Source organism: Agarivorans sp. QJM3NY_25 (genome assembly GCF_050870875.2).
GTDB lineage: Bacteria > Pseudomonadota > Gammaproteobacteria > Enterobacterales > Celerinatantimonadaceae > Agarivorans.
The window spans coordinates 706374-729919 of record NZ_CP194041.2 but is presented as its reverse complement, the minus strand read 5'-3'; the positions used below and the strand labels follow the sequence as shown (position 1 = coordinate 729919).

Sequence of the window (23546 nt, the reverse complement as noted above, 5' to 3'; positions counted from 1 at the left end):
TTCTCCGGAGCTAGATCACAAATATAACTGTCAATATTTATCACTATTTATATTGGATCACATTTCTCTGCTAACCCATCTTTACAAAACAAAAACAGCACTTATATTGAACTCGTGTACCCATTAAAACAAAACGGAGTTTCATAATGAGAAAAAGCACTATTGCAACCGCAGTTCTCGTTGGCTTATTCGCAAGTGCGACAGTCAGCGCGGCAACTGTAAACATGCGTCACGAATACCAACCATCTTATAAAGGTAACAATGCGAAACATAAAGACCGTATTTCGATTAGTCACCGCCTTAAAAATGGTATCGGTTTCGAAGTAGAAGCCAAATGGGCAAACAATAAAAATGATGACGCTTTCGGTGATTACACTGGTTCTGGCCAACAAGCCAACATCAGCTACCTATACAAAATCGGCAAGTCTGGCTTCTCGCTAAAACCACAATATAAGTGGGAATCTGGCTCTACTAAATTAAGTCACCAGTTCAACTTGACCCTGGGTTACAAAATTAACAAAGCTTGGGCAGTTTCTTGGCGTCATCGTTACAACTACGAAAGACAGAGTTCAACGGTTGACAAGCCAAATAACCACTACAATCGTTGGACCTTCGAAGCTGGTTATAAAGGCTTTGAAGATTGGAAACTCGGCGCGTCATTTGATTACACTTGGAACAGTGCTAACAAAGGTAACGCTTGGGAAGATAAAAAAGCTTGGTTCAGTGAGTTTAATACCAAAGCGACTTATACAGGATTCGAAGGTAACTGGTCTCCATTTATTGAAATTGGCTTAGCACCAGACAAAGATAAAGACGCCAACAATAAATATGACAATGCTTGGGGTGTAGGTTCTCCTAAAGCGGCAAAAGATATCTGGCGTCCTCGCTTCCGTATCGGTATGAAATACAAGTTCTAAGCTAGTCACATAGTTACTACTTTTTAAACCAAGGCCTATTTTGATTCTCCTTTTCAAAATAGGCTTTTTTAATATAGGTATCCCTAATGAAATTATCGACCGTTGTAGTCTGCGTTTCCTCGGCCTTCACGCTCAATGCGTTGAATGCCTATGCCGCAAGTGCGGATGATTTAGTCTGGCAAGCCATTACCTTTGGCCAATCCACCGACCTTAACTTTGGCTCCACTATTTTACCGGAAAAAGTTGGTACCAATCAGGTCACCGTGAATGGACAGCCCGTGCAACCTGGCCCAGTGGCCAATCAATTCACCATTGAAAGCCGTGGTGGAAAAATTGCCAATTCTCATGAAGGGATGACCTTCTATTACACCAAGCTGCCCACCGATGTAAATTTTAGTCTTTCAGCCACCATCACTTTAGAACAATTAGGCCCAGAAACGGGATCTAAACCCAATCGCCAAGAAGGCGCAGGCATTATGCTGCGCGATGTGATCGGTAAACCACGACTCGATCCTCAGCCTGAAGGTTTAGAAGAATTTCCGGCTGCATCCAACATGGTTGCAGCCATCTTACGAGCCAATAAAAAAGCCAACAATGGCTTAATCAATATCAACGCCACTTACCGTGAAGGCATTTACCAGCCTTGGGGAACAGGCGGAAACCGGATGAAACGCGACGAGTTCATCAAAGGTGTGCCTTACGGCCCAGCACAAACTTATCAAATCGGTTTAACCCGAACCAACACCGGTTACAGTGTTAGCTATCGCCATGGTGAACTTGAACAAATCCAAGCAGTCAAAGGGGCCAATGCCAACGTTGTTGAAATGCAAGACCCTGCCCATCAATACCTTGGCTTCTTTGCTTCACGGAATGCAAAAGTGACCGTGAGCAAGGTAAAACTCCAACTAAGCAAAGCCAACACCGCGGATGCGCCCCGTTTTGTTGCCAAAATGGAAACTCCGATTGTACAAGCGATGTCTCCTGAGGTCTCGGCGACCAATCATTACACCGTACAAGCCCAAGCCAATTACAGTGGTCAATTTAGCCTGAGCCAAGATGGACAGAGTTTGGTGGAAAACCAGCATGTGGCTGCGGGCGAAATGTTTAGCTACCCCACACAATTAGCACAAAGCAATACTAAGTTTGATCTGAGCTTCACGCCACTGGAAGGTCCAGATACCAGTGCGATTCAAACTCAGTATAAGGTGGTGAAACAAGCGCTGAAGAACCCAATGCAAATTTTGGTGAATCCACAGGGTGACAATGGTCGACTCAGCTTAGCCGACGCCATTCAACTGGTCCCCCCGGGCGGCACAATTTTACTCGAGGACGGCGATTACCCAGGTTTAGAAATCCCTATCTCTGCCAGTGGTACCCCCGACCATATGAAAACCCTAAAAGCCAAGGGCAACAAGGTTCGCATTACCGACGCCTACCTGCATGATGCGAGTTACTGGAATATATCCGGTCTTGAAGTGATTGGCGCCCGAACCAATGTTCACGGCAGTCACAATAATTTTGCTCACATGGTCACTCATCAATCCCCCGATACTGGTTTTCAGATCTCGTCTGCCAAGGGCATTGGTCGTGCGTTATGGGCCAGCTATAACGTGGTTAGCGATAGCATTAGCTTTAACAATATGGATGATTCGCAAATTAATGCCGACGGTTTTGCGGCAAAAATACGTGTCGGTGATGGTAATACTTTCATTCGTTGTATCTCTCACCACAATATTGACGACGGCTGGGATTTATTCAATAAGGTCGAAGATGGCTCTAATGGTGCGGTGACAATTATTGACTCCATTTCCTACATGAACGGTCAAACCTTAACCGTAAAAGGCAAAGGAGGCACCCGCGGCAATGGCTTTAAACTAGGCGGGGAAGGTCTGCCCGTTGCCCATGTGGTGAAAAACAGTATCGCCTTCCATAACAACATGGATGGATTTACCGACAACTTCAATCCTGGTTCATTGATACTAGAAAATAACGTCGCTATCGATAACGCTCGCTTCAATTTCTTGTTTCGCAAGAGCCCCTATTCTGACGCAGTCAAACAAGGTGACTTCACCGATAATCAATCCTATCGCTTCTTTGTTAAGAGTAAATACAGTGATGTGGTCAATGCCAGCACACTCAATGGCAACCAATTTATTATTGATGGAAAAGCCACTGACCAAAATGGCAACTTAGTGGACATAAGCCAATTAGATGAATTAAAAGCCGCGTCAAAAGTGAATACTCAAGACAAGGTTCCAGGGGACGCGCAAGCCAAAAAATTACAACAACTACTAAAATAGACGATCGGTAAGTTCATCGTTCAATGAAGGCTTATGCTCTTAGTCAATCAAGGGCTAAGCCTTTACTCATGGTGACACAAAGCGAGTCGTTAGCCGCGTCACAGAAACAAAAAAATATCATTATTGGGAACAACTTAAGTTAATAAAAGCAGATGTACTTATGATAAACAACACGCATCTTCGGTAAAATATTCTCTATAAAATTAATTTTTACGATGAAATATCAACCGACTAAACTCGAATGATTGATATTGCACATTTGGCTTTTCAAAATGATGCTGATTAAGGACTACTATGTTTGCAGCTTATAAAAATCGTAGCGTAGGCTTTCAACTTAAACTGGTGATTGTCTTCTGCCTCGTCATCGCATTTAGCGGGATCGCAACCTTAGTTTATCAAAACGCCTCAAAGCTGTTGTTAGAAACCAGCTTAAGGGAGCAGCAATCTAAACTAGATGCTGTCGCACAAACGGTAAGCGGTCAATTTAATGCCTATTTGGATTCGACTAAAGTGCTTAGCTCTACCTTTAAGAATGGTTATTTAGCTGGCTATGAAGTCGAAACCACCATTCTTGATTACGCAAACAAGAAGATCCAAAACGTTAGCCTATACGGCATGCCCTTGATCCATAACGAAGATCTAGTCGATACCTTTACCCAAGATACCGGAGCCTTTGCCACCATCTACTCCGCAATGGGCGATCAATGGTTAAGCATCGCCAGTTCTCTCAAAAATGACAGCGACCAACGTGATTTAAACCATGTTATCGATAGCCAGCATCCTGCTTATCAGGCCTTAAGCCAGGCGACTCCTTTTGCACAACAAACGGTCCGTTATGGTCATAGCTACATCGTATATTTTGATCCGATTAAAGACTCTGAAGGCAAAGTCGGTGCGGTGTTTGCGGTCTCTTTACCCGTAGAAAAAGCCACTGCTGCGATCCTCGCATCTTTAACCAACATCAAGTGGGGCAGCACTGGCACCACCATCGTCGCCGATCAGGAAGCTGAGCACCAAGGTCAATACCTACTCGGTTCAATTGGTAATAATGAAACTAACTTGCTCAAATTTAGTGATGCCGATGGGCAGCAACCTTTTGCTAACTTAAGCGATAGCCAACAAGGCATGATCCGCTTCCCTGTTGAAGTGGATGGCAAACGTTTAGAAAAATATTTGGTCTATACCCAGGTACCAGGTTGGAACTGGCGACTCATTGGGGGGACTTTGGTGAATGAGTTGACCAAAGATAGCCAAACACTACTCAAATTAATTGCTGTGATTGCACTTGCGATTGGCCTTGTCACCTACGCCGTCATGACCTTAATTATTAAGCAAACCATTCGCCCACTAAGTCGCCTGAAAGTGTTTATGGACCGTTTGGGTCAAGGCGAGGTAAGTATCTCGGTGCCAACTGGCTCTAGCCAGTCCCAGAATGAAATTGAACAGTTAACTCAAGGCGTCGCCAAAATGGCAGCCCAATTACACTCACTAGTAGGAGAAATCAATCAAACCAGTAATCAGGTTAATGAGCAGTCTTCCAATGTGGCGCGCCATGCCGATACCAACTTGACTCAATCGGATTTACAACAGCAAAAAGTAGAGTTGGTGGTGAGTGCAACCGAACAACTCGCAGCCTCTGCCCAATCGGTTGCCGAGCAAGTAGAAACCATTGCTGAAAATGTGCGTTTAGCTGATGTCGACACAAAATCGGGTTTAGAGGTGGTCGATCATGTCAGCAATAACATCGTATTATTAAACGATCAGCTCAACAGCTCCTCGCAAGCGATAGAACAAGTCGAAAAAGACAGCCAGCTTATCTATAACATCACCAAGATGATCGATGAGATTGCAGAACAAACCAACCTACTCGCCTTGAATGCTGCCATCGAAGCAGCCAGAGCCGGCGAACAAGGCCGTGGCTTTGCGGTGGTTGCCGATGAAGTTCGCACCCTCGCCCACCGAACCCAAGTCTCCGTGAAGGACGTGGTAGACATTATGGGACAACTGAAAAATTCAACGGATAATGCTGTTGGCCTTACCGAGAAAAGTCGCCAACAGGCAAATGCACTGTTATCACAATCGGAGAATGCGGGTTCTTCTCTAGAAGCGATCGCATCGCAAGTCTCAGCAATCGCCGAACAGTCACATTCCATCGCTACCATCGCCGAGCAACAAGCTCAGGTTTCTTTACAGGTTGCCAGTAATTCAAGTGAAATCCACGAACTCAATCGAGAGAGCCATTCCACCAGCCTAGAAACCGCTGAAAGTGCTCGGGCACTACAACAACAGGCTGATTCCCTCAAAGAACAGTTTAATTTCTTCCACTAAATACAGTGCGAGTCTGCCCTCATGTAGACTCGCCAATCACTGAAGACTATGCCGAATAAAACAATCCCTAATCACATCCAGCAAGTAACTGTGTCTCTGCAAGCAGACGCCGATTTTAGTTCGATCCAACAGGCGCTCGACAACGCACCAGATGATCATTCACCCTATTTAATTTATATAGCCAACGGTCGTTATCAAGAAAAGATTAAAGTGACTCGAGCGAACACCCAGCTCATCGGCGAAAGCCAAACCCACTGCATTGTCAGTGCCACTATGGCCAACGGCATGATTGACTCGCAAGGTAGGAAATTTGCCACCTTTAATAGTTACACGCTTTGTATTGACGCAGCTGACGTACAGATCCGCTCGCTAAGCATTGAAAATGGCTTTGATTTTCCAGCCAATGCGGCTAAAGCGGAAGGTGACCCAAGCAAACTAAAACATACCCAAGCAGTCGCCCTCGCCTTAGGTGACAATGCCGACCGCGTTCAGTTAATCGATCTCGATCTGCAAAGCTATCAAGATACCCTGTATTTACGTGCCGGACGTTGTTACTTGAGCCACTGCCGTATCGCTGGCACCATCGACTTCATTTTCGGAGGCGGAGTTGCCCTCATCGACAAATGCGAGATCGTAGCTCGTAATCGAGAAGCGCAACACCACGAGCAAGTCTATGGCTATATTAGTGCGCCTTGTACCGACATCAAGCAAACACATGGCTTGGTATTTCGCCATTGCCAGCTCAGCAAAGAGCCCGGTGTACCAGCTAATAGTTATGCTTTAGGACGGCCATGGCACCCAACCACACAATTTAGTGATGGTAACTATGCCGACCCTAAGGCAATTGGGCATGTCGCCTTTATCAATTGTGAACTCGACGACCACCTCTACGGATGGGATAAAATGAGCGGTCGGGATATCCAGCAAAATATTATTTGGTTCAGGCCTGAAAATTCTCGTTTTTGGGAATACAACAATAGCGGTGCGGGTGCCAAATCACGCGATAAACAACGACCTCAGCTCACAGAACAACAAATGCAGCATTATCAACTAGAGCATATTTTCGGCGATTGGCGGCCCTCGTTGTACCAAGCTAACCAAGCCGAATAAGATGATTCTGGATCAATTTCGATTCAGTCGACAAGCGTCAGGCCAATTCAAAATAGTTTGAGGCCAGCTCTTTAAAAAGCTTCGTTACCCGGCTTGTCACTGATGAGGCTGAGCCAACTTGATATGCAGCCTCAATCGATATACATCATACAAAAATTACACTCAGGTAGATAAACTGAAATATTCAGTTTATCTACGCCTGCATTTTAAAGGAAAATGTCTATCTTCATCAACCAGAGAGCTTGCCTCACCCGCTTTAGCCTCGATAAAAATACGCCTTTACCAGCCTGGCAAAAGGTCATGACCCCTTTGGCAAAAGAGCCTTCGTCAGCCGCTTTTCAAGTGTTCGTAGAGGCCACGATAGCTTCCAAGTGAAGGAACGATATGCACTCTCAAACAAGTTACGGTAATCACTTTCTGCGCGTTGCAACCGCAATATATGTTCCACCAGGACAGGGTCTAATTGGGACAAATATTGCTGATATTGTTGATAAAGTTGCTCAACCAAGTCGGGATCTCCAGCCAAAATGGCCTGATAGGTTTGCTCTGCCAATCGAGCAAGCTCGCCTTCCCGGTGAACGGCAGATGCAACATTTCTACGAAGCTTCTGCTCAATGAAACTACCACCGCCCTGAGTTATGAGGTCCAGTTCAAAACGTTCAGATATTTGCCTCCTCACCGTTTCAGGCGAAACCAATAAGTCGGCAAAGTCTACGACTAAACGAGAACTTTGATTAGTTTCACGGTAGGCCAAGAAATTGTAATTAAGCCATAACATTAAACCTTTAGCCTGAGAGAAACCATCACGCTTCGCCAATGAACCCGCCACCTCAACAGGATTACGGATCATCAATAAGTAATTAATCTGGGCAGGGCTTCGCTCCAACACTGGCCGCCATAGAGGCAATAATACGGATACCCGAGGGTCTTTCATTCCCCATACCGCTGAACCAGCATATTCCTGTTCAATCAATTGCAGTGCCCGTTGTTGCCATGCCTCAGAAAAACTGCGAGCCGGATGAAGGCAATAACAGGGGTCTTCCCAAGAACTGCCTAATTCATCAAATAACTGATCGTTGAAGTCAACTAAGTGAGCATTTTCCCAGAAACCTTTATCATTGACCCCAGCTTGCGCTTTAAATAGGTGTTTACCCATAAAAACACCAAACTGGGCAAGCTCACCCGATAAGGCTGAAGTCCCACTACGATGCATGCCAATAACGATGATGGCCTTTGCTTCCATAACAATATCCTTTGACTTTATTTGGCCGGTTTTAGCAAGCGAACCTTTGCAAACCATGATTGATAATGTTCACTCAATCATTCTCAGTTGGTCATTCTCAAAATCGTCGCTTGAGCTGCTAAGCCGCAGTTCACCATGAACTTGAACTTAAACTTAGGAGCAATTTCAATAATCTTACACCGCAGCCCAAGATCCATCATTCTCAGTTAGTCATTCTCAAAATCGTCGCTTGAGCTGCTGGGCCGCAGTTAATAGTGGACTTGGGATCAATTTCAATAAATATCCCCTCAGTCTCATGTGCAAATTAGCATGACACTGGTCAGCCAACAGTAAACTGCTACCCGCTAACTTAAATTCACCAGAGAACACATAATTTTTAGCATAACGCCGATGGATTGCTGACTTTATTTCAGCCCAGTTAATACCGGGGAACTCAGCCCCATATTCTGCTTCAATTTTACTGATACAAACCAACTCCGCTTGATGCATTTTCTGATCATTAAGAGAATAATTATTTTCGTGAATAATATGCTTTGCAAGAGGAGCAGAAACATAGTCAAATCGACAATAGCGGGATAGCTTCAGCCACAGATGCCAATCATCAACGCCCATCAGACGTCGATCATCATCGAAACCAGAGACCCTTAAAATCATATCTTTGCGAGCAATAACGGTGCAACACATGATCAGGTTTTCATTGACCAAGTCTCTTCGGATTTGTTGTTGCTGCAGAGGCTTTAGTCGAGTTTGTTTGGTCTGCTTAAACTGACAGAGCTCCACATAGGCATTACTAAAGACTAAGCCGACCTCAGGGTCATCGAATAAGGGGAGTTGAGAAGAGAGTTTGTGACTTTCCCACAAATCATCTTGATCACAAAAAGCAATAAAGGGCGCGCGCGACTGCTCTATCGCAAAGTTTCTAGCATGGGCAACGCCCCCATTGGGTTTACTAAACGCCCTTATCTTGGGATTGCTGCTGGCAAGTGATTCAATCAACGACCTTGAACCATCCGTTGAACCATCATCTACCAATATAATTTCGAAATCTGAAAAATCTTGTTGTAGTACTGAATCAACGGAGGCTTCAAGTAAACGCTCTCCGTTGTATACGGGAATAACAACGGACACCAAACACGCAGCCATTATCAACTCCCTGTTTTTTGACTAAATTAACTGCTTCCTACAAAGATTAGCTTAAGACGCGCCTTATACAACAATAAACGAGCAGCAAAACTCGGGGCTTCACTTAACGCCTGTTTAATAATCGGGATTGCGGCCTTAGGTTGGCCGCGCCAAATCAACTCGCGGGCCCAATTTAGGCGTACCTTAGCTTTAATCATCGGCGCAATAGCCTCGAGCTTACGAGCCGGTTTAGTCGTAAGAAATCGGTCAATCACTTCCAAATTATCCGCATAAGAACAGAGTTGAGAACCCAGGCTGTTCTCAACACTTTTTTTATGCACCAGCACTCGATTAACAAAGCCAATCATGCCAAGGCTGGCAATTTTATAATAAACATCGATATCTTCGGCGGTAAGTAAACGAGTATCAAATAAACCGATGCTCAGTAATAACTCACGTTTCACCAGTACCGTTGAAGTCGTCAAATAAGGGTTAATGAATATTTGTTCGATAGTTTTATCTTCAAATGTGAGTCCACTTTCGGTCTCTGTTTGGTTCAACTCACTATCGTCACTACAATCTCGAGTATAACAAGCCACCCAATGGGGGTTTTCCTGCATCGCTTCGAGTTGAATCGCCAATTTATCCGGATGCCAATAATCATCAGCATCTAAAAAGGCAATCAAATCACTGGTGGCAACGCTTATCCCTGCATTTCGCGCCGCAGAAACCCCAGCATTTTGTTGCTCGATATAAATAATACGATCCAAATATCCACTTAAAATGTCTGCAGTTGCATCGCTAGATCCGTCATTCACCACGATAATTTCGCTCGCAACAGCTGACTGAGCCAATACCGAAAGGATGGCTTTTTCGATAAAACTTTGAGCATTATAAGCTGGGATAATGACACTCACAGTTAAGTTATCTTGCATAAGTTCCAGCTTCCGCACTGCTATATTGCATTTGTTCAACAGCATCATTCAGTTGCTGTAACAAACGATTTTGTAAATTTTCATCGCTCAGATAACAACGCTTAGTGTTGGCAAGCGCAGCTAGATTGGCAATGGTTTCATCTTTACTCTTTATACTTGAGTTTCGAGCTTGTGGTGGATACCAATCTTTCCCAAAACCAAAGGATCGCACCGTACGTTTAAACTCATCTTTAAGATACTGCTTGGTACCAACATTAGCATAATGAATATACGGTCTGATCGTTGTCGGTTGGAAGTCAATATTGATGGTGTCTAACCAATCTTTCCATTTTACGGTATTCACTTTGTCCGATAATAAAACTGGATGCCAAGGGATCCGCAAAGCATCGGCGACAATCGCACCATGCATTGCTTCGCAAAGCATTAAGCGACACTGCTGCATCTCTGCAAATACTCGCTCAACCGACCATTCAGGAGAAATAAACCGGTAACCACAGCTCTCTGCGATATTTTGCCAGTCGGCACTACGACAACTTAAATAATGCGGCATAAAGCCAATATCACCACTGGCTTGATGTTCTGGCTGCATCACATTGCGTAACAACAGTGCCGAATCAGTGATCGCACAACTGGGATCTAAATTCAGTGATTTTGCTGAATAAGGCCCACGCACGGCATGCACTTTCCAAAGCTCAGTCACTTGGGGGATGTCGCCATATCCCACGCCTGAACCAACAATATGTAGAGTTTTATCACTTGGTAAATGATGATTGAGCAAGGTACCTATACCGACTAACAATTCAGAGGGATCATCATTGAAAAAGTCAGGAAGTAGCTTCGGCCATAACCAAGGATTTAAGTCATCGCCAAAGTTGCCGATGTCGTCTTTATAATAAAATAGCTGCATCAGCGATACTCTCGCCATTGATGATGAATCGTACTTTGCTGCATAGCGGTTCTCATAAACTCACTTTCAAGGTGATATAAACTGCGATAATAATCGCCCAGGCATAAAACATACAACGCCATACCATTTGTGCGGATAGCAGTTCTGCCAATACCGGGCGGATTTTCATCAAACGAAGGTGACTCGCGGTTTGCATTCCCATAAAGATAAACAACAACAATGTAAATTGTCGACTAAGGAAAAATGCAGTCACCATAAAGCCGACCATAGAATAAAATAAGGTCTTATTGAGACTGGCTTCTTCTGCGTATTGTTCCAGTTTCTCTTTTTCAAGCTCGGCGCTCAACTGGTCATCATTCTCAAGCTCTGCGTCAGAACGCTTTAAAAACATATATCCAATCAGCATATTTAGGATCAAAGTGCCGCCCCAAAAACTGTAACCCGGCACCCCGAGTTCAGCGGCGACATGAACATAAGAGTTATGTGCAACAATGCCATGGACGTCCACAAAATTGCCCATGCCAACACCAAATACCGGACTAGAGATCAACATTTGAATACCATCGTACCATGCATCAAGTCGCCCATGAGCGGATGACTCGGAAGCCGATAAGCCCCCAAACGAAGCCAACAATGTTGCGGCAATGGGGGCGCTAAACACGATAAATAACACCAGGCGAGCGCCCGCATTACTGATTAAAAAATAAATCGCTATCACTGCGATAGAACCCAACAAGGTGCCTCGCGAGCCAGTCATATAGACGCCGTAGCCTAGGGCCACAAGCGCAGCTAACATTAATAATTTAACTAATTTACCGCCACGACCATAAAAATACCCCACAAAAGGAATATTCATCACTAAAAACATACCTAAGTCATTTGGATCACTGAAGAAGCCCAGATAACTAATCCGCATCTCCTCTCGACCTACCGTAATACTGCCACCGATCCCAGAGCCAAAACGGCCATTAAACGTACTTTGCTGTACATGCCCGTTATATACCATGCCAAGGGCAGCAATAATGCAAACCACCATCAACCAACGCTGCCGACTAGGTGAGGTGATTAATACGCTGTACAAAAAGAATGGCACGATGGAACTCACAAATAAACGCTGCGCCTGAAAGATCCCGCCAGTCCCCCAGCCATTTAAAAAGGCGGACCCCATAATCAACGGCACTAAAGCTAACAACATATAATGCTGCGGGTAGAGCTTCATCGGGCGGAGCGTCAATAATGTCAATACTAAAGACGAAATCGCAAACACCTTAATGACAATATAATTCGCGGTTTCATAAGAAAACTCATGAGGACGGATCAATACCGCAATGGTGTACAGATATAAGAAAAAAAAGCCTAAAGGAGCCGTTTGCTCTTTAACCGGAAATTGTCTCCGCATCCCCTTACCCGCATTCATGTTGGAATGACTTTGTTGATTAACTTGAATAACTTTACCCTCCATGGACGTTTCGCGAGACAGAGATTAGCCATTTCTGTTTCTTCAGCAGCAAATTGCGTTTTATAGCCGCCCAACTTTCCTGCCATCATAAAATCATAAATCGTCGTTTTGCTATGCAACAGGCTCCAAACGTGTAAGGCGAAACCTGGAGAGCAATGGGCAAATTGAGCGTCATCCCAGCCAGATTGATAAAAATGTAGATGTTGTTTATCCAGCAAGAAGTAGTTTAAGGCAATCGCTTTTTGGCCAACAAACAGGCCACTCATTGCAACATGATTGGCGTATTCGCGTCGAAAATCACCATGAAACTGAATAAAACGAGCCGCAGAGAACGCCCCCAATTGTCCTTGGTTTTGCCAACGCCCCTGGTGCATGGCAACCAAATCTGGCCAATAATGCTCCATCTCCGACAAGTTTAGCCATTTAAACACTGCTGACGAGTGCGCTAGTGTTTTGCTGGCTCTACGCCACTTAGAACGCCCATTACGCGATAGCTTAGCAATTGACCATTGTTCGCAATTCACCGCATAGGATTTCGCAGGATAACACTGACAGTGTTTTACTCCAGCCAACAACTGATACAAATGACTTGAGACATGAATCGCCCGACACAGCAATAAATCAAAATCGAGATCTTGTAAATACAAAGATAACACCGGCAATGCTTGCTGTTGGTAATTCGGCATCACTAAAACATCAATATATTCCGAGGCTAACTCAGCCTCTTCTTCTTCACCTTGTGCCAACAGCGACAATTTTTTAAGACCAAAGCCTGCTTTCAAGATTTGCCGATAAAAGGGAGCAACGGCTACCAACTGACCCTCAGCGAAACCAGCATAGACGAGCAGCTGCCAATCCTCCTGCCAGTAAACCTTTAACCAGTGTTTAATCCACTTGAACTGACTGAACAACGAAGCTTGACAAGTATCCGCAAGTTGCTCCCATTGAGGCTCGAGGCGCATCAACTCATCCAGTTGAGTAATTACACGCCAATCTACCGCTGTTTGACTCATGCGCTAAACTCTTCCACAAAGCAAGGGACAACAGCATAGATATAAACGCCCCCAGCATCCTTGCCTACGGTGTGACATAGCCCACAGCCCATTGTTTCGTTCCCTGTAACATCACTCATCAGCGAAACTATAAGCTCGACTAGCGTAACCAGCTTAATTTAAGTTTGATGCTCAGAATCAGCATGCGCGATATACCAAGGCATGGCTCTGGCCAAACCTTGGCCGATATTAAATGCAGGCGCATAACCTAACAATTTCTGCGCCTTACCAATATCAGCTCGAGAATGTCGCACATCACCCGCCCTAAAATCACGATACTCAGGGACCGATTGTCGAACCACACCATGAATTGCTAAATTTTGTTGTAGCAACTCAAATAACTCGGTAAGGCTGGTTTGATCATTCAGTGCCACATTAAAGACTTCACTTTGACTTAAGCCCGCAGTTGCCGCCAAAATATTCATCTGCACCACGTTGTCGATAAAACAAAAATCGCGACTGGTTTGGCCATCGCCATTAATAAAGACTTGTTGCTCATCAATTAACGCCGCAGTCCATTTGGGAATGACCGCTGCATAAGCACCATTTGGATCTTGTCGTGGGCCAAACACATTAAAGTAGCGCAAACCAATAGATGGAAAGGCATAAGTCCGCTCAAATACCGAACTATACAATTCATTCACATACTTGGTCACCGCATAGGGTGACAAAGGATTCCCAATGACCTCTTCAACCTTAGGTAAGTCAGGATGATCGCCATAGGTAGAGCTAGATGCTGCATAAACAAAAGCTGTGACCTGTTGTTCTTTAGCAGCCACCAGCATATTCAAAAAGCCTGAAATGTTTACGCCATTGGTGGTAATTGGATCGTTGATCGAGCGAGGCACCGAGCCCAAAGCCGCTTGGTGTAAGACATAATCGGCACCTGCAACAAACTGCTTGCAGTGTTCTAGTTCTCGAATATCACCTTCTATAAATTGGAAACGCTGCCACTGCTGCTCACTCACTAAACCTTGGACTTCATCCAAATTGTGTTGATAGCCAGTGGCAAAATTATCTAAACCAATCACCCGCTGATTTAGCTTCAGTAAGGCCTCTAAGAGATTTGAGCCAATAAAACCAGCGACACCAGAAATAGCCCATACTTTGGGTTCGGCCTTTAATGTTGCGCATACCTGTTCAAAACGATTCACCATGAACTCCTATTACAAACGTAGGTCGCTGTCTTTCACTGGAAGTAAATACTTCAAATCATATAGTACATGTTTAGCTTTACCATAAGCTCGAATATCCTGCACCGACATCTCTTTAAACTGCTGATGAGCGACCGCCAGAATAATAGCCTCATAACTATCAGCCGCTGGCTGTTCAACCAAATCAATGCCGTATTCTGCATGACATTCTTGTTTATCAGCCCAAGGGTCAAAAACATCAACCTGCACCCCATATTCAGAAAACTCATGCACGATATCAATCACTTTGGTGTTTCGGATATCAGGGCAGTTTTCCTTAAAGGTCAAACCTAAAATCAATACACGACCTTGGTTTACCGAAATGTTGCGTTTCACCATTGCTTTCACGCACTGACCCACCACATAACGCCCCATATTATCGTTTATCCGACGACCCGCTAAGATAACTTCTGGACGATAACCGATTGACTCAGCTTTATGGGTTAAATAGTAAGGGTCAACACCAATACAATGTCCGCCAACTAAGCCCGGTCTGAAAGGAAGAAAGTTCCATTTGGTGCCCGCGGCTTCCAATACTGCTTCGGTATCAATATCAAGGCGATTAAAAATCAAAGCTAATTCATTGATTAATGCAATATTCACGTCACGTTGAGTATTTTCAATCACCTTGGCTGCTTCGGCGACTTTAATGCTAGAAGCCTTATGGGTCCCAACAACCACAATTTCACTGTAAAGATCGTCGACCACAGTTGCAATTTCAGGTGTGGAGCCAGAGGTAATCTTTTTAATCGTAGAAACTCGGTGAGTTTTATCGCCGGGATTGATTCGCTCTGGGCTATAGCCAACAAAAAAGTCTTGGTTAAATACCAAGCCTGAATGTTGCTCTAATACGGGCACACACTGCTCTTCGGTTGCACCAGGGTACACCGTCGATTCATAGACCACGATATCCTTAGGTTTGAGCACTTTTGCAACCGTTTCACTGGCTTTAATCAATGGAGTCAAATCAGGTTGTTTGTGTTCTGTAATTGGTGTCGGAACTGTAACAATAAAGACGTTACAGTTAGCCAATTCCTCGATCTGGCTGCTATAACTCATGTTATTGGCAACATCACTTAACTCATCGTCACTCACTTCCTGAGTCAGATCAATCCCCCGCTGTAATTCAGCGACGCGCACCTGGTTAATATCAAAGCCAATCACTTTGCGTTTCTTGGCAAATTCAATGGCTAAAGGTAAACCAACATAACCTAAACCAATTACAGCAATACTCACGTCCATGTACACACCTATGTGATAAAAATTATATAATCTGGGCTAATTAAACCGCATATTGAAGAAGAAAGTAAGAGTATAACTTGAGTTCTCAACAAAAGGCTGCTCAAAGTAGGACATCGAGCTAATTCCGTTGTATGCTCTTTATCAAATTTATCAATCCAACAAACAGGGAAAGATATGAGTAATCATCAGTTTGGAATGAAAAAATTACTAGTATTAGGTGCACTAAGTTTAAGCTTAGTCGCTTGTGGTGGCGATTCAGCCCAAGAGCATCTAACGAAGGCGACTAATTATCTGGCCGAAGGGGATAATAGTGCCGCGATTATCGAACTGAAAAATGCGATAAAGAAGGATGGTGAACTCGGACAAGCCCGACTTTCTTTAGGACGAATTTATTTGAATCGAGGCAGCTATCCAGCCGCACAAAAAGAATTGCTCAAAGCCTTAGCGCTTAACGCAGACAAAGCGCAAGTCTTACCGCTACTCGCAAGAAGCTATTTAAATCAAAATCAAGCCGACAAAATTTCTAAACTGATCCCTGATAATCGCCCCCTTGAAGCAGATGTAGAAACCGAACTGCTGGCCATTTATGCCCTCTCGCTATTTAGAGAAGGTCAAATCGATAAGGCTCGTCTCACTCTGAATCAGGCACAAGAGCTGGGCGTTGAGAATACCTACTCACGAATGGCAAGCGCCAGTATTTCTGCAGCTGATAAGCAATATGACCAAGCCAATAGTACCATCGATCAGCTGGCACAAGAGGCGCCAAATAACACCGATGTTTGGCTGCTGAAAGGCCACTTAGCAACGCTCTCCAACGATATAGAAACGGCAGTGGCGGCCTATCGTCATGCCGTTGAATTGGCCCCAGATGCGATTCAATTCACCCTATATTTGGCGCAAGCATTAGTGAAAAACAAACAGTATTCGGAGGCCGAACCCTATCTCAATAGGATCTTAAAAATGGCGCCGAACCATATACTGAGTAACCAATTAAAAGCTTATATTCAGTTTCAAAAAGAAGATTTTGATAGCGCATTTACACTGGCCACTAAAGCCTTACAAAATGGTTCAAACAATACTTCAACCCAACTAATTGCAGGCATATCCGCTTACAAACTAAACAAGTATGAGCAAGCACTCACTCAACTTGAGAAAGTGATTACCAAAGACCCGGGCAACGCCCTTGCTCAACGCCTGTATGTGACCACCCAGTTTCGTATTGGTCAATTAGACTCTGCACTAGAGCAGCTTAACCAGAGTTCGCTTACCGACGCTCAAGATAGCAATTTTTTGAGTACCGTCAGCATCCAGCTCAACCAGCTGGGGAGAACTGAAGAGGCACTACAAATTGCCGAAAAGGCTGCCGCATCTGGTAACTTATCGGCCAAGGCTAAATTGGGCTTGTTACAACTAAAACAGAATGACCCCAAAGGTTTAGAGACCCTAAATCAAGTTCTCGCAGAAAATCCAGCGCAAACCCAAGCTTTCCTGGGGATCCAAGCCTTTCATTACAAGCAGAAAAAAACCGACGAGGTCTTTGCAGCACTTGAGCAATGGCTAGGTGAACACCCTAAAGACCAAGCGGTAAAATTGTATAAAGGCGCATTATTAGAGCAACTCGGTCGTTATCAAGAAGCACTGGATGCATACCAATCAGTTCTTAAAGATAATCCGAAAGATGTACCAGCTACACTATTTAGTTCTTCTGCTTATGTACAAATCGGCAAGGCCGAAAAAGCTTACCAAATTATTTACCAACTCAAGACCGAAAATCCAGAAAACTTGCGAGTGTTTCAATTTTTAATGGGGCATGCCAGCCAACTAGATAGAATGGCAGAGGTTAAAGCCTTACTCGATCAGCAACTACTGGAACAACCCAACTCTAATCTATTGCAAGAACAATTAGGCCGCTACTTCGTCTTCAAAAAAGACTTTAAGCAAGCGATTACAAGCCTTGAACAGGTCGAGCCTTTGCTACGTAGCGACCAAATCTGGCAGTTAATTGGCGACCTATATTTACAAGATAAGCAGAACGACAATGCAATTAGCACTTATCGACGCTGGTTAGATAACTCTCCATTATCGTTAGCGGCTTATATTAAGAACATTAATGTATTAGAGGCTAATAATAAGCTAAATGAAGCTGTGGCGTTGAGCAACAGAGCAGTCAAAGTATTTAAAAATAATCAAAAAATGATTTTTTTAAATTCGGTATTGTTGCTTAAAACAGGCAATGCTGCGGCAAGCCAAGAGGCCTTAAATAGCCTCGCCCCAAACCAGTTGAAAACCTTAGCCGCGATTCAACAACAAGGTTATATTTATCTTACCCAAGAAAACTTGCCTTTAGCGATTAAGACTTTTGAAGACTTATATAGCAAGCACCCCAGCATGCAAACCGCAAATCGTTTAATTCAAACTTACAAAGACGCCAATCAACCCGAGCGTGCTGTTGCATTTGTAGAAAAAACACTGTCTGAGCATGGTGAAGCCGCACAACCATTACAGCTGCAATTAGCAGAATTACAAATGAGTTTAAACCCTCAGCAAGCTTTGCAAAGTTACCAGAAGATCATCAGTAAGGAGCCTGAAAACATCATTGCCTTGAATAACCTCGCGTGGGTATATCATGCGCAACAAGACAACCAACAAGCTTTAAAATACGCCAAACAAGTCTATCAACTCAAACCTGAACTCGCCCAGATTAAAGACACTTATGGCTATATGTTGCTTAAAGCGGGTCAAGCAGAAAAAGCCACCGAAATTCTGGCAGAAAGCTATCAACAGCAAGCCAATAACGAAATTGGCGTTCATTATGTTGAAGCGCTGATTGCGAGTAACAAACATAGTCAGGCGAGAACCTTGTTGAATAGTTTAATCGATCTCGATCCGGCCTTGCTGAATAAAAAAGCTGAGCTAGAAGCTCAGCTAAAATAACCATCTGACCAATGGTGAGAAAGCTTGCAGTTATTGCGGTAGGTACAAGCCCTTCGCAGGAGAATAAACAAAACCTTTTCTCATCATTAGGCTATTGTCTGATTTTGGTTTTGCTTTGAAGTTTGATGAATACATTTTTTTAATGTATTCATCATCATCATCATTTTTTCTGGCGGCCAGACAACCCTTGGCTACTTCTTTGTCAATATTCATCATCAGTTTTTGAAAACCAACCGGCAAGCTTCGCATCAGCATCGACGCACTAATATAGTAAGGCGCTCGCAAACCATGGTAGTCGATAGCGGCCCCCAGCTGCTCAAACTTGATCCCTAAAAAGCTCATACTGCGTGCTAAACGAGGTTCCATCATGACAAACGCATGATGTGTGCCGGAGCGTACTGCAAGCGAAGCTATCGACAAATATAAACCTATCGCCAAAAATGGAAAACAGCGTAGCTCTTCTTCTGAGTAGGTTTGTTCATTAATGGCACCCGCTGCCGCGCCTTCAAAATTATCCGCTTTACGACGACGAAACTGAGGTCGTACCGCTAAACGAGAGATCTCACATATTTCAGAGCGTTCAAATTGATCCGGATGGAATTTCGCGCCTTCAATTGCCTGCGCGCAGTATTTCTCGATAGGAAGTAATTCATCTTTATGACTTGGGGATACAATCCGCACACAACCTGCAAAATCCGCACTGGGTTTATGTTGGATCAAACAGAACCGAGAATATTCATCAAACTCATCTTGCTCCATCCCATCGTCTCGAATTGGCTCAAAGTTTAGTTCTTCACAATAAACATCATGACGGATCCTAAACGCTTCATGCACAATATCGGGACGATAAGCAACCACAGGACGCAGATACTCGGCAAAATGTTGAGCAATTAACTTTGCTTCTCGTTTCACTAGCAGTGAAATACCACTTCTCACCATCGGCCCAATCACCGGATAGCTTGCCAAATTTTTTATGTATTTATTACGAATCATAAGGCACTCTCAAAGCTTTCGATCTAAAGCAACCCACTCACTCGCCAGAGTTAAAAGCAGCTAAATAATATCAATGACAAGGACTCAAAAACAAAAAAGCGCAGTACTGGGCTGCGCTTTTAATATCAACTAATGACGCTAACTCTTAGCGACGTTTTTATTAAGCCTTAAGCACGGCGGCGCAAACCAGCCAAACCTAATAAACCTAAACCAAATATAGCTAAGGTACCAGGTTCTGTCACTTCTCTGGCTGAGATAGCAAATGCAGCTTCAAGAGTATTGGTATCATCTTCTTCAGTTAAGAAACCAATACAGGTTTTACCTTCTGGACAATCGACATTCTCAACGAATGTTAGACCTAACAAACGAGTTGTTAAGGTGTATTCATAATCGTCTAAGCCGTCTACAGGGATGGTGAAGCTATTGCTTAAGAAAATCGCATCACCTTCCTGAGTGAAAGAAACACTGTCGTCTAATACAATGGTAAATAAATCGGCACAACCAGCCTCATTGATACCAACTGCACCATCTAAAGTGTCGCCATATTCACATACGCCGCCAGTAGGGTGGTTGTAGGTTTCTTCAAATTGAATTTCAAATTGTAGCGTTGGTCCAGCCGTTGGAGGCAACACCACTGGAGATGTTGGGCCTAAAAACAAACCATCGAATAAGGTCGCCGATACCAAAGTATCACCCGTTACACCCCAGTTTTCATGGGTTAAACCAGTACCTTCAGAGAAAGCTAGAGCACCAACACCATTCACTACACTGGTGGTTACCGAGCCAGTTTTAGCATCGTCAACGATTAAAGAGCTTTGCAATTCGTTAGGGTTAACCTCTTTATAAGGTTGACCCCAAGCCAATGTTTTAGGAAGCTCACCACCAAAGAGTGTATCAAAGTCATCTAAGGTAGCACCTGAAGCGTTAATCCCTGTTGCGTCGCCAGCTTCTGAGACATAATCAGTGCCGAAACCCGCGTCGTTTAAGTAATCCCAATCCGTGATTAAAACAGCATTTGCCGAAAGGCTTGAAACACCTAAAGCTAATGCCATACCAGTCAATTTTAATTTATTCATATTGCCCGTCCATTTGGTCATCGCAGAGTTAAATACAAGTATATCAATGCAACTCAAATGCCAACTTAAAAAACGATTAGAAAACAATAATTTAAATAAAATGACATCCGTTTTCATGAGCAATATGTAAAATTTACTGACACCTCTAATCAAGCAACGACTCCCGCTATATTTCAGCGAATAGTTGCTAAGCCCTCAATTTAAAACCACTTTTTTCGCAATCTTAAACACCAACCGTTGCAAAGGGTTCCGATTGCCCATTGGCCGCCAGGTTTTTTTAAAACGATTCCGGTAAGCATCAAAATGTAAACCATGGGGAGCGGTGACTAAATCACCTCGTTTTAAAAGGATTTTTAATACATAAGTCGCCGCCACGCCTGCACACAACTTCACTGCCATCGGCGTCGACGGTCCTTTCTTCGCGTGAAAATCGGCCTTACTTGGATCGACTAAATAAGGGCGCTGCAACATTGCGGGAGACAAACCAATTAAAAACTTAATATATTGCTCATTTTCATCTTGGCAATCTTCAAAACGGAAATACTCTTCGTAATTCATACCACCAGGCATGAAACACAAAAATGCACAGCCCATACCGAGGGGGGCAGCGGTCACCAAAGGGATGTTTTTCTCTAGGCACTTCTGAAAAACTAACTTACGTGCCGATAGGGCAAAAAAATCGAGGCTATCAACATAAACATCCACCCCCTCTAAAAACTGGTCAACATTATGCTCAAATACACCCTCAGGAAAACTACAGATCTCGGCTTCGGGATTAATATCTAGGCAAACACTTTCCATCACCTTGACTTTATCTTGCCCAACGGTAGACATGAATGCGCCCGCTTGGCGGTTAAAGTTATGCACTTCATATTCATCAAAATCTGAAATATTAAATTTACCGACACCTAAACGCGCCAAGGTAACAATATGTTCGCTACCCACCCCACCGGCCCCAGCGATGGCCACCCGCTTCCCGCGTAATAGTTGCTGTTCATCGTCGGTAAGCCACCCTATGTTGCGCGAAAATGCATCTTCGTAATTGAAACTCATCATTATTCATCCCTGTTATAACGTTTTTATCACAACACTTTATTTGATGTTCTTTTCATACTAGCTTGCCCTAGCCTAGAGTAAAAATTAATATGAGGCAGCATTTCAAGGAATAACTCTATATGCGGCTCATTCCAGTCATCGTAAGTCTTATCATCTTGGCGCTATACAGTAGCACCGCATCAAGCCAACTTGCCGATACCATTGAGCAGATCAAGCCCTCGGTGGTCGGCGTGGGAACGTTCAACAAATTAAACTCACCAAGAGCCACCTTACGTGGTACCGGATTTGCCGTTAGCGGCAATGTCATCGCGACCAATGCCCATGTCATTCCCAAAACCTTAAATCAACAACAAAAAGAACGCTTAGTGGTATTTGTTGGCCAAGGTCGGTCTCCCCAACTAAGGTACGCAACCTTGCTGGCAAGTAATCAACAGCACGACCTCGCACTCCTGAAAATTGAAGGAGAACCCTTAAGGCCAATGCGCGTGTCAAACCAAACGGTAAGGGAAGGCGAGCGATATGCCTTTACCGGTTTTCCTATCGGGGCAGTACTTGGACTTTATCCTGTCACTCACCGCGGTATCATTTCCAGTATTACTCCGGTCGTGATACCTGCGCGTTCAGCTCGAGAATTAAACCCTGCTCAACTCAAAAGATTGAAAGCGCCCTATAATGTCTATCAGCTCGACGCTACTGCCTATCCAGGGAATAGCGGAAGTCCGCTATACCACCCAGATACGGGCGAAGTCATAGGCATCATCAACAAAGTATTTGTCAAAACAACTAAAGAAGCGGTATTAAGTAACCCCAGTGCAATCAGTTACGCGATACCCGTGAAATACTTGAAGCAACTATTAGCAACCGTCAAACCACAGTAAAGCAACATGCTATAGCCAGCGGGCCTTTAAAGAGCCTGATCAGAATCAGTGATGGCCTGTTCAACCATGGCCAGAAGCGCCATGCTCAAGTTAGAGATGTAAATCTCGCAGGGAAGTCGTAGCTGCTATATTCAACTTCTTACACTGAACCATGAATAATTCAGCACAAGCGAAGGCATCACTGGCGGCGGAGTGAGAAGCGTAGTCAGGTAAACCGTAGTGACGACGCAAATCATTCAGCTGAAAACTCTTATGTGCACCAGTTCTCCCCGAATAACTGAGTTTCTTTTCAATCGCTAAAGTATCAATGATATACAAAGGACAGTGTTCAATGCCAAGGTATTGTTTAAAGTAAGCATCTATAAAATTTCGTTCAATGCAAGCGCCATGCACCAATAACACCTTACCTGATAAAGCTTGAAATAACAGACTAATACCTTCTTCTAAAGGTAGCCCCCCATCAAGCATTTGCGGAGTAATCTGGTTTACTCTTGCACTATCCGCTTTTATGTATTGCCCGTGCGCAATGAACACCTCTTGCGCTTCAGCGATTTCTATCTGAGCAAGACTCATCGGCACCAGACCGATACTCAAAATTCGGTCTTCTTGAGGATCAACCCCTGTGGTTTCAAAATCTAAAGCCAAAAACTGAAGTGAGTTAAATGCAGCCGTAAGCGCGGGCAAAGGCGTCGATAAATATTGGCGGATCCCAAGTGACCACGTGGGATCTGCAAGCATCGCTAAACGTTGCGCTTCTGGGGACAGTTTTTTAGCAAAGGTTCTTTTCAGCGTCTTAAACAT

Annotated in this window: 18 protein-coding genes; 6 read left to right on the top strand and 12 right to left on the bottom strand. The window is 44.0% G+C overall.

Annotation, left to right across the window (positions count from 1 at the left end):
- Nucleotides 1-146 precede the first annotated feature (146 nt).
- The 4 genes from ACRRSW_RS03305 (at nucleotide 147) to ACRRSW_RS03290 (ending at nucleotide 6655) form a co-directional block, all read left to right on the top strand.
- Nucleotides 147-917, top strand: a complete 771-nt coding sequence (locus tag ACRRSW_RS03305) for an oligogalacturonate-specific porin KdgM family protein (RefSeq protein ID WP_432454634.1) — start codon at nucleotides 147-149, stop codon at nucleotides 915-917.
- Between the two features lie 86 nt (nucleotides 918-1003).
- Nucleotides 1004-3217, top strand: a complete 2214-nt coding sequence (locus ACRRSW_RS03300) for a right-handed parallel beta-helix repeat-containing protein (protein WP_432460876.1) — start codon at nucleotides 1004-1006, stop codon at nucleotides 3215-3217.
- A gap of 294 nt (nucleotides 3218-3511) precedes the next feature.
- Nucleotides 3512-5545: a methyl-accepting chemotaxis protein gene (locus tag ACRRSW_RS03295; RefSeq protein ID WP_432454636.1), complete on the top strand. Its 2034-nt coding sequence runs from the start codon at nucleotides 3512-3514 to the stop codon at nucleotides 5543-5545.
- A gap of 48 nt (nucleotides 5546-5593) precedes the next feature.
- Nucleotides 5594-6655 carry a pectinesterase family protein gene (locus tag ACRRSW_RS03290; protein ID WP_432454637.1) on the top strand — a complete coding sequence of 354 codons (1062 nt, stop codon included), beginning with the start codon at nucleotides 5594-5596 and terminating at the stop codon, nucleotides 6653-6655.
- Between the two features lie 298 nt (nucleotides 6656-6953).
- Here the strand turns inward: ACRRSW_RS03290 and ACRRSW_RS03285 are convergent, their stop codons facing one another.
- The 8 genes from ACRRSW_RS03285 to tviB all read right to left on the bottom strand — a co-directional run bounded on the left by ACRRSW_RS03285 (nucleotide 6954) and on the right by tviB (nucleotide 15808).
- Nucleotides 6954-7898: a sulfotransferase family protein gene (locus ACRRSW_RS03285; protein WP_432460875.1), complete on the bottom strand. Its 945-nt coding sequence runs from the start codon at nucleotides 7896-7898 to the stop codon at nucleotides 6954-6956.
- Nucleotides 7899-8114: 216 nt separating this feature from the next.
- The gene (locus tag ACRRSW_RS03280; protein WP_432460874.1) at nucleotides 8115-9041 is read right to left on the bottom strand and encodes a glycosyltransferase family 2 protein; all 927 of its coding nucleotides are present in this window, start codon (nucleotides 9039-9041) and stop codon (nucleotides 8115-8117) included.
- Between the two features lie 26 nt (nucleotides 9042-9067).
- Complete coding sequence (locus tag ACRRSW_RS03275) at nucleotides 9068-9955, bottom strand: glycosyltransferase family 2 protein (RefSeq protein ID WP_432454640.1); 888 nt, start codon at nucleotides 9953-9955, stop codon at nucleotides 9068-9070.
- Complete coding sequence (locus ACRRSW_RS03270) at nucleotides 9945-10862, bottom strand: polysaccharide pyruvyl transferase family protein (RefSeq protein ID WP_432460873.1); 918 nt, start codon at nucleotides 10860-10862, stop codon at nucleotides 9945-9947. The genes ACRRSW_RS03275 and ACRRSW_RS03270 overlap by 11 nt, the downstream gene beginning before the upstream one ends.
- A 52-nt stretch (nucleotides 10863-10914) precedes the next feature.
- On the bottom strand, nucleotides 10915-12324 hold the full coding sequence (locus ACRRSW_RS03265) for an O-antigen ligase family protein (RefSeq protein WP_432454642.1): 1410 nt from the start codon (nucleotides 12322-12324) through the stop codon (nucleotides 10915-10917).
- Nucleotides 12276-13334, bottom strand: coding sequence for a GNAT family N-acetyltransferase (locus ACRRSW_RS03260; protein WP_432460872.1), 1059 nt, complete (start codon nucleotides 13332-13334; stop codon nucleotides 12276-12278). The genes ACRRSW_RS03265 and ACRRSW_RS03260 overlap by 49 nt, the downstream gene beginning before the upstream one ends.
- Nucleotides 13335-13492: 158 nt before the next feature.
- Entirely contained in the window at nucleotides 13493-14527 is a 1035-nt protein-coding gene (locus ACRRSW_RS03255; protein WP_432456105.1) for an NAD-dependent epimerase/dehydratase family protein, read from the bottom strand.
- 12 nt (nucleotides 14528-14539) lie between these two features.
- On the bottom strand, nucleotides 14540-15808 hold the full coding sequence (gene tviB / locus ACRRSW_RS03250) for a Vi polysaccharide biosynthesis UDP-N-acetylglucosamine C-6 dehydrogenase TviB (protein ID WP_432454644.1): 1269 nt from the start codon (nucleotides 15806-15808) through the stop codon (nucleotides 14540-14542).
- A gap of 174 nt (nucleotides 15809-15982) precedes the next feature.
- Between tviB and prsT the strand changes: the two genes are divergently transcribed.
- Entirely contained in the window at nucleotides 15983-18742 is a 2760-nt protein-coding gene (prsT, locus tag ACRRSW_RS03245) for an XrtA/PEP-CTERM system TPR-repeat protein PrsT (protein ID WP_432454645.1), read from the top strand.
- A 30-nt stretch (nucleotides 18743-18772) separates the two neighbouring features.
- Here the strand turns inward: prsT and ACRRSW_RS03240 are convergent, their stop codons facing one another.
- From ACRRSW_RS03240 to ACRRSW_RS03230, 3 genes are all read right to left on the bottom strand, one after another.
- Complete coding sequence (locus ACRRSW_RS03240) at nucleotides 18773-19735, bottom strand: PEP-CTERM/exosortase system-associated acyltransferase (protein ID WP_432460871.1); 963 nt, start codon at nucleotides 19733-19735, stop codon at nucleotides 18773-18775.
- 167 nt (nucleotides 19736-19902) lie between these two features.
- Nucleotides 19903-20811 carry a THxN family PEP-CTERM protein gene (locus tag ACRRSW_RS03235; protein ID WP_432460870.1) on the bottom strand — a complete coding sequence of 303 codons (909 nt, stop codon included), beginning with the start codon at nucleotides 20809-20811 and terminating at the stop codon, nucleotides 19903-19905.
- Between the two features lie 195 nt (nucleotides 20812-21006).
- A complete protein-coding gene (locus tag ACRRSW_RS03230) occupies nucleotides 21007-21867 on the bottom strand; it encodes a ThiF family adenylyltransferase (protein WP_432454648.1) in 861 nt (286 codons plus the stop codon).
- Nucleotides 21868-21986: 119 nt separating this feature from the next.
- On the opposite strand from ACRRSW_RS03230, the gene ACRRSW_RS03225 reads away from it, so the two are divergent.
- Complete coding sequence (locus ACRRSW_RS03225; RefSeq protein ID WP_432454649.1) at nucleotides 21987-22745, top strand: S1 family peptidase; 759 nt, start codon at nucleotides 21987-21989, stop codon at nucleotides 22743-22745.
- 90 nt (nucleotides 22746-22835) lie between these two features.
- Here ACRRSW_RS03225 and ACRRSW_RS03220 read toward each other — a convergent pair whose 3' ends face one another.
- Entirely contained in the window at nucleotides 22836-23546 is a 711-nt protein-coding gene (locus ACRRSW_RS03220) for an exonuclease domain-containing protein (protein WP_432460869.1), read from the bottom strand.

Excerpts from the sequence above, each read along its gene's own strand:
- ACRRSW_RS03280 (WP_432460874.1), bottom strand. The coding sequence starts at position 9,041 with ATGGCTGCGTGTTTGGTGTCCGTTGTTATTCCCGTATACAACGGAGAG.
- tviB (WP_432454644.1), bottom strand. The coding sequence starts at position 15,808 with ATGGACGTGAGTATTGCTGTAATTGGTTTAGGTTATGTTGGTTTACCT.
- ACRRSW_RS03300 (WP_432460876.1), top strand. The coding sequence starts at position 1,004 with ATGAAATTATCGACCGTTGTAGTCTGCGTTTCCTCGGCCTTCACGCTC.
- ACRRSW_RS03230 (WP_432454648.1), bottom strand. The coding sequence starts at position 21,867 with ATGATGAGTTTCAATTACGAAGATGCATTTTCGCGCAACATAGGGTGG.
- ACRRSW_RS03225 (WP_432454649.1), top strand. The coding sequence starts at position 21,987 with ATGCGGCTCATTCCAGTCATCGTAAGTCTTATCATCTTGGCGCTATAC.
- ACRRSW_RS03305 (WP_432454634.1), top strand. The coding sequence starts at position 147 with ATGAGAAAAAGCACTATTGCAACCGCAGTTCTCGTTGGCTTATTCGCA.
- prsT (WP_432454645.1), top strand. The coding sequence starts at position 15,983 with ATGAGTAATCATCAGTTTGGAATGAAAAAATTACTAGTATTAGGTGCA.
- ACRRSW_RS03260 (WP_432460872.1), bottom strand. The coding sequence starts at position 13,334 with ATGAGTCAAACAGCGGTAGATTGGCGTGTAATTACTCAACTGGATGAG.
- ACRRSW_RS03275 (WP_432454640.1), bottom strand. The coding sequence starts at position 9,955 with ATGCAAGATAACTTAACTGTGAGTGTCATTATCCCAGCTTATAATGCT.
- ACRRSW_RS03220 (WP_432460869.1), bottom strand. The coding sequence starts at position 23,546 with ATGTTTAAGACGCTGAAAAGAACCTTTGCTAAAAAACTGTCCCCAGAA.
- ACRRSW_RS03240 (WP_432460871.1), bottom strand. The coding sequence starts at position 19,735 with ATGATTCGTAATAAATACATAAAAAATTTGGCAAGCTATCCGGTGATT.
- ACRRSW_RS03270 (WP_432460873.1), bottom strand. The coding sequence starts at position 10,862 with ATGCAGCTATTTTATTATAAAGACGACATCGGCAACTTTGGCGATGAC.
- ACRRSW_RS03265 (WP_432454642.1), bottom strand. The coding sequence starts at position 12,324 with ATGGAGGGTAAAGTTATTCAAGTTAATCAACAAAGTCATTCCAACATG.
- ACRRSW_RS03285 (WP_432460875.1), bottom strand. The coding sequence starts at position 7,898 with ATGGAAGCAAAGGCCATCATCGTTATTGGCATGCATCGTAGTGGGACT.
- ACRRSW_RS03235 (WP_432460870.1), bottom strand. The coding sequence starts at position 20,811 with ATGAATAAATTAAAATTGACTGGTATGGCATTAGCTTTAGGTGTTTCA.
- ACRRSW_RS03290 (WP_432454637.1), top strand. The coding sequence starts at position 5,594 with ATGCCGAATAAAACAATCCCTAATCACATCCAGCAAGTAACTGTGTCT.
- ACRRSW_RS03295 (WP_432454636.1), top strand. The coding sequence starts at position 3,512 with ATGTTTGCAGCTTATAAAAATCGTAGCGTAGGCTTTCAACTTAAACTG.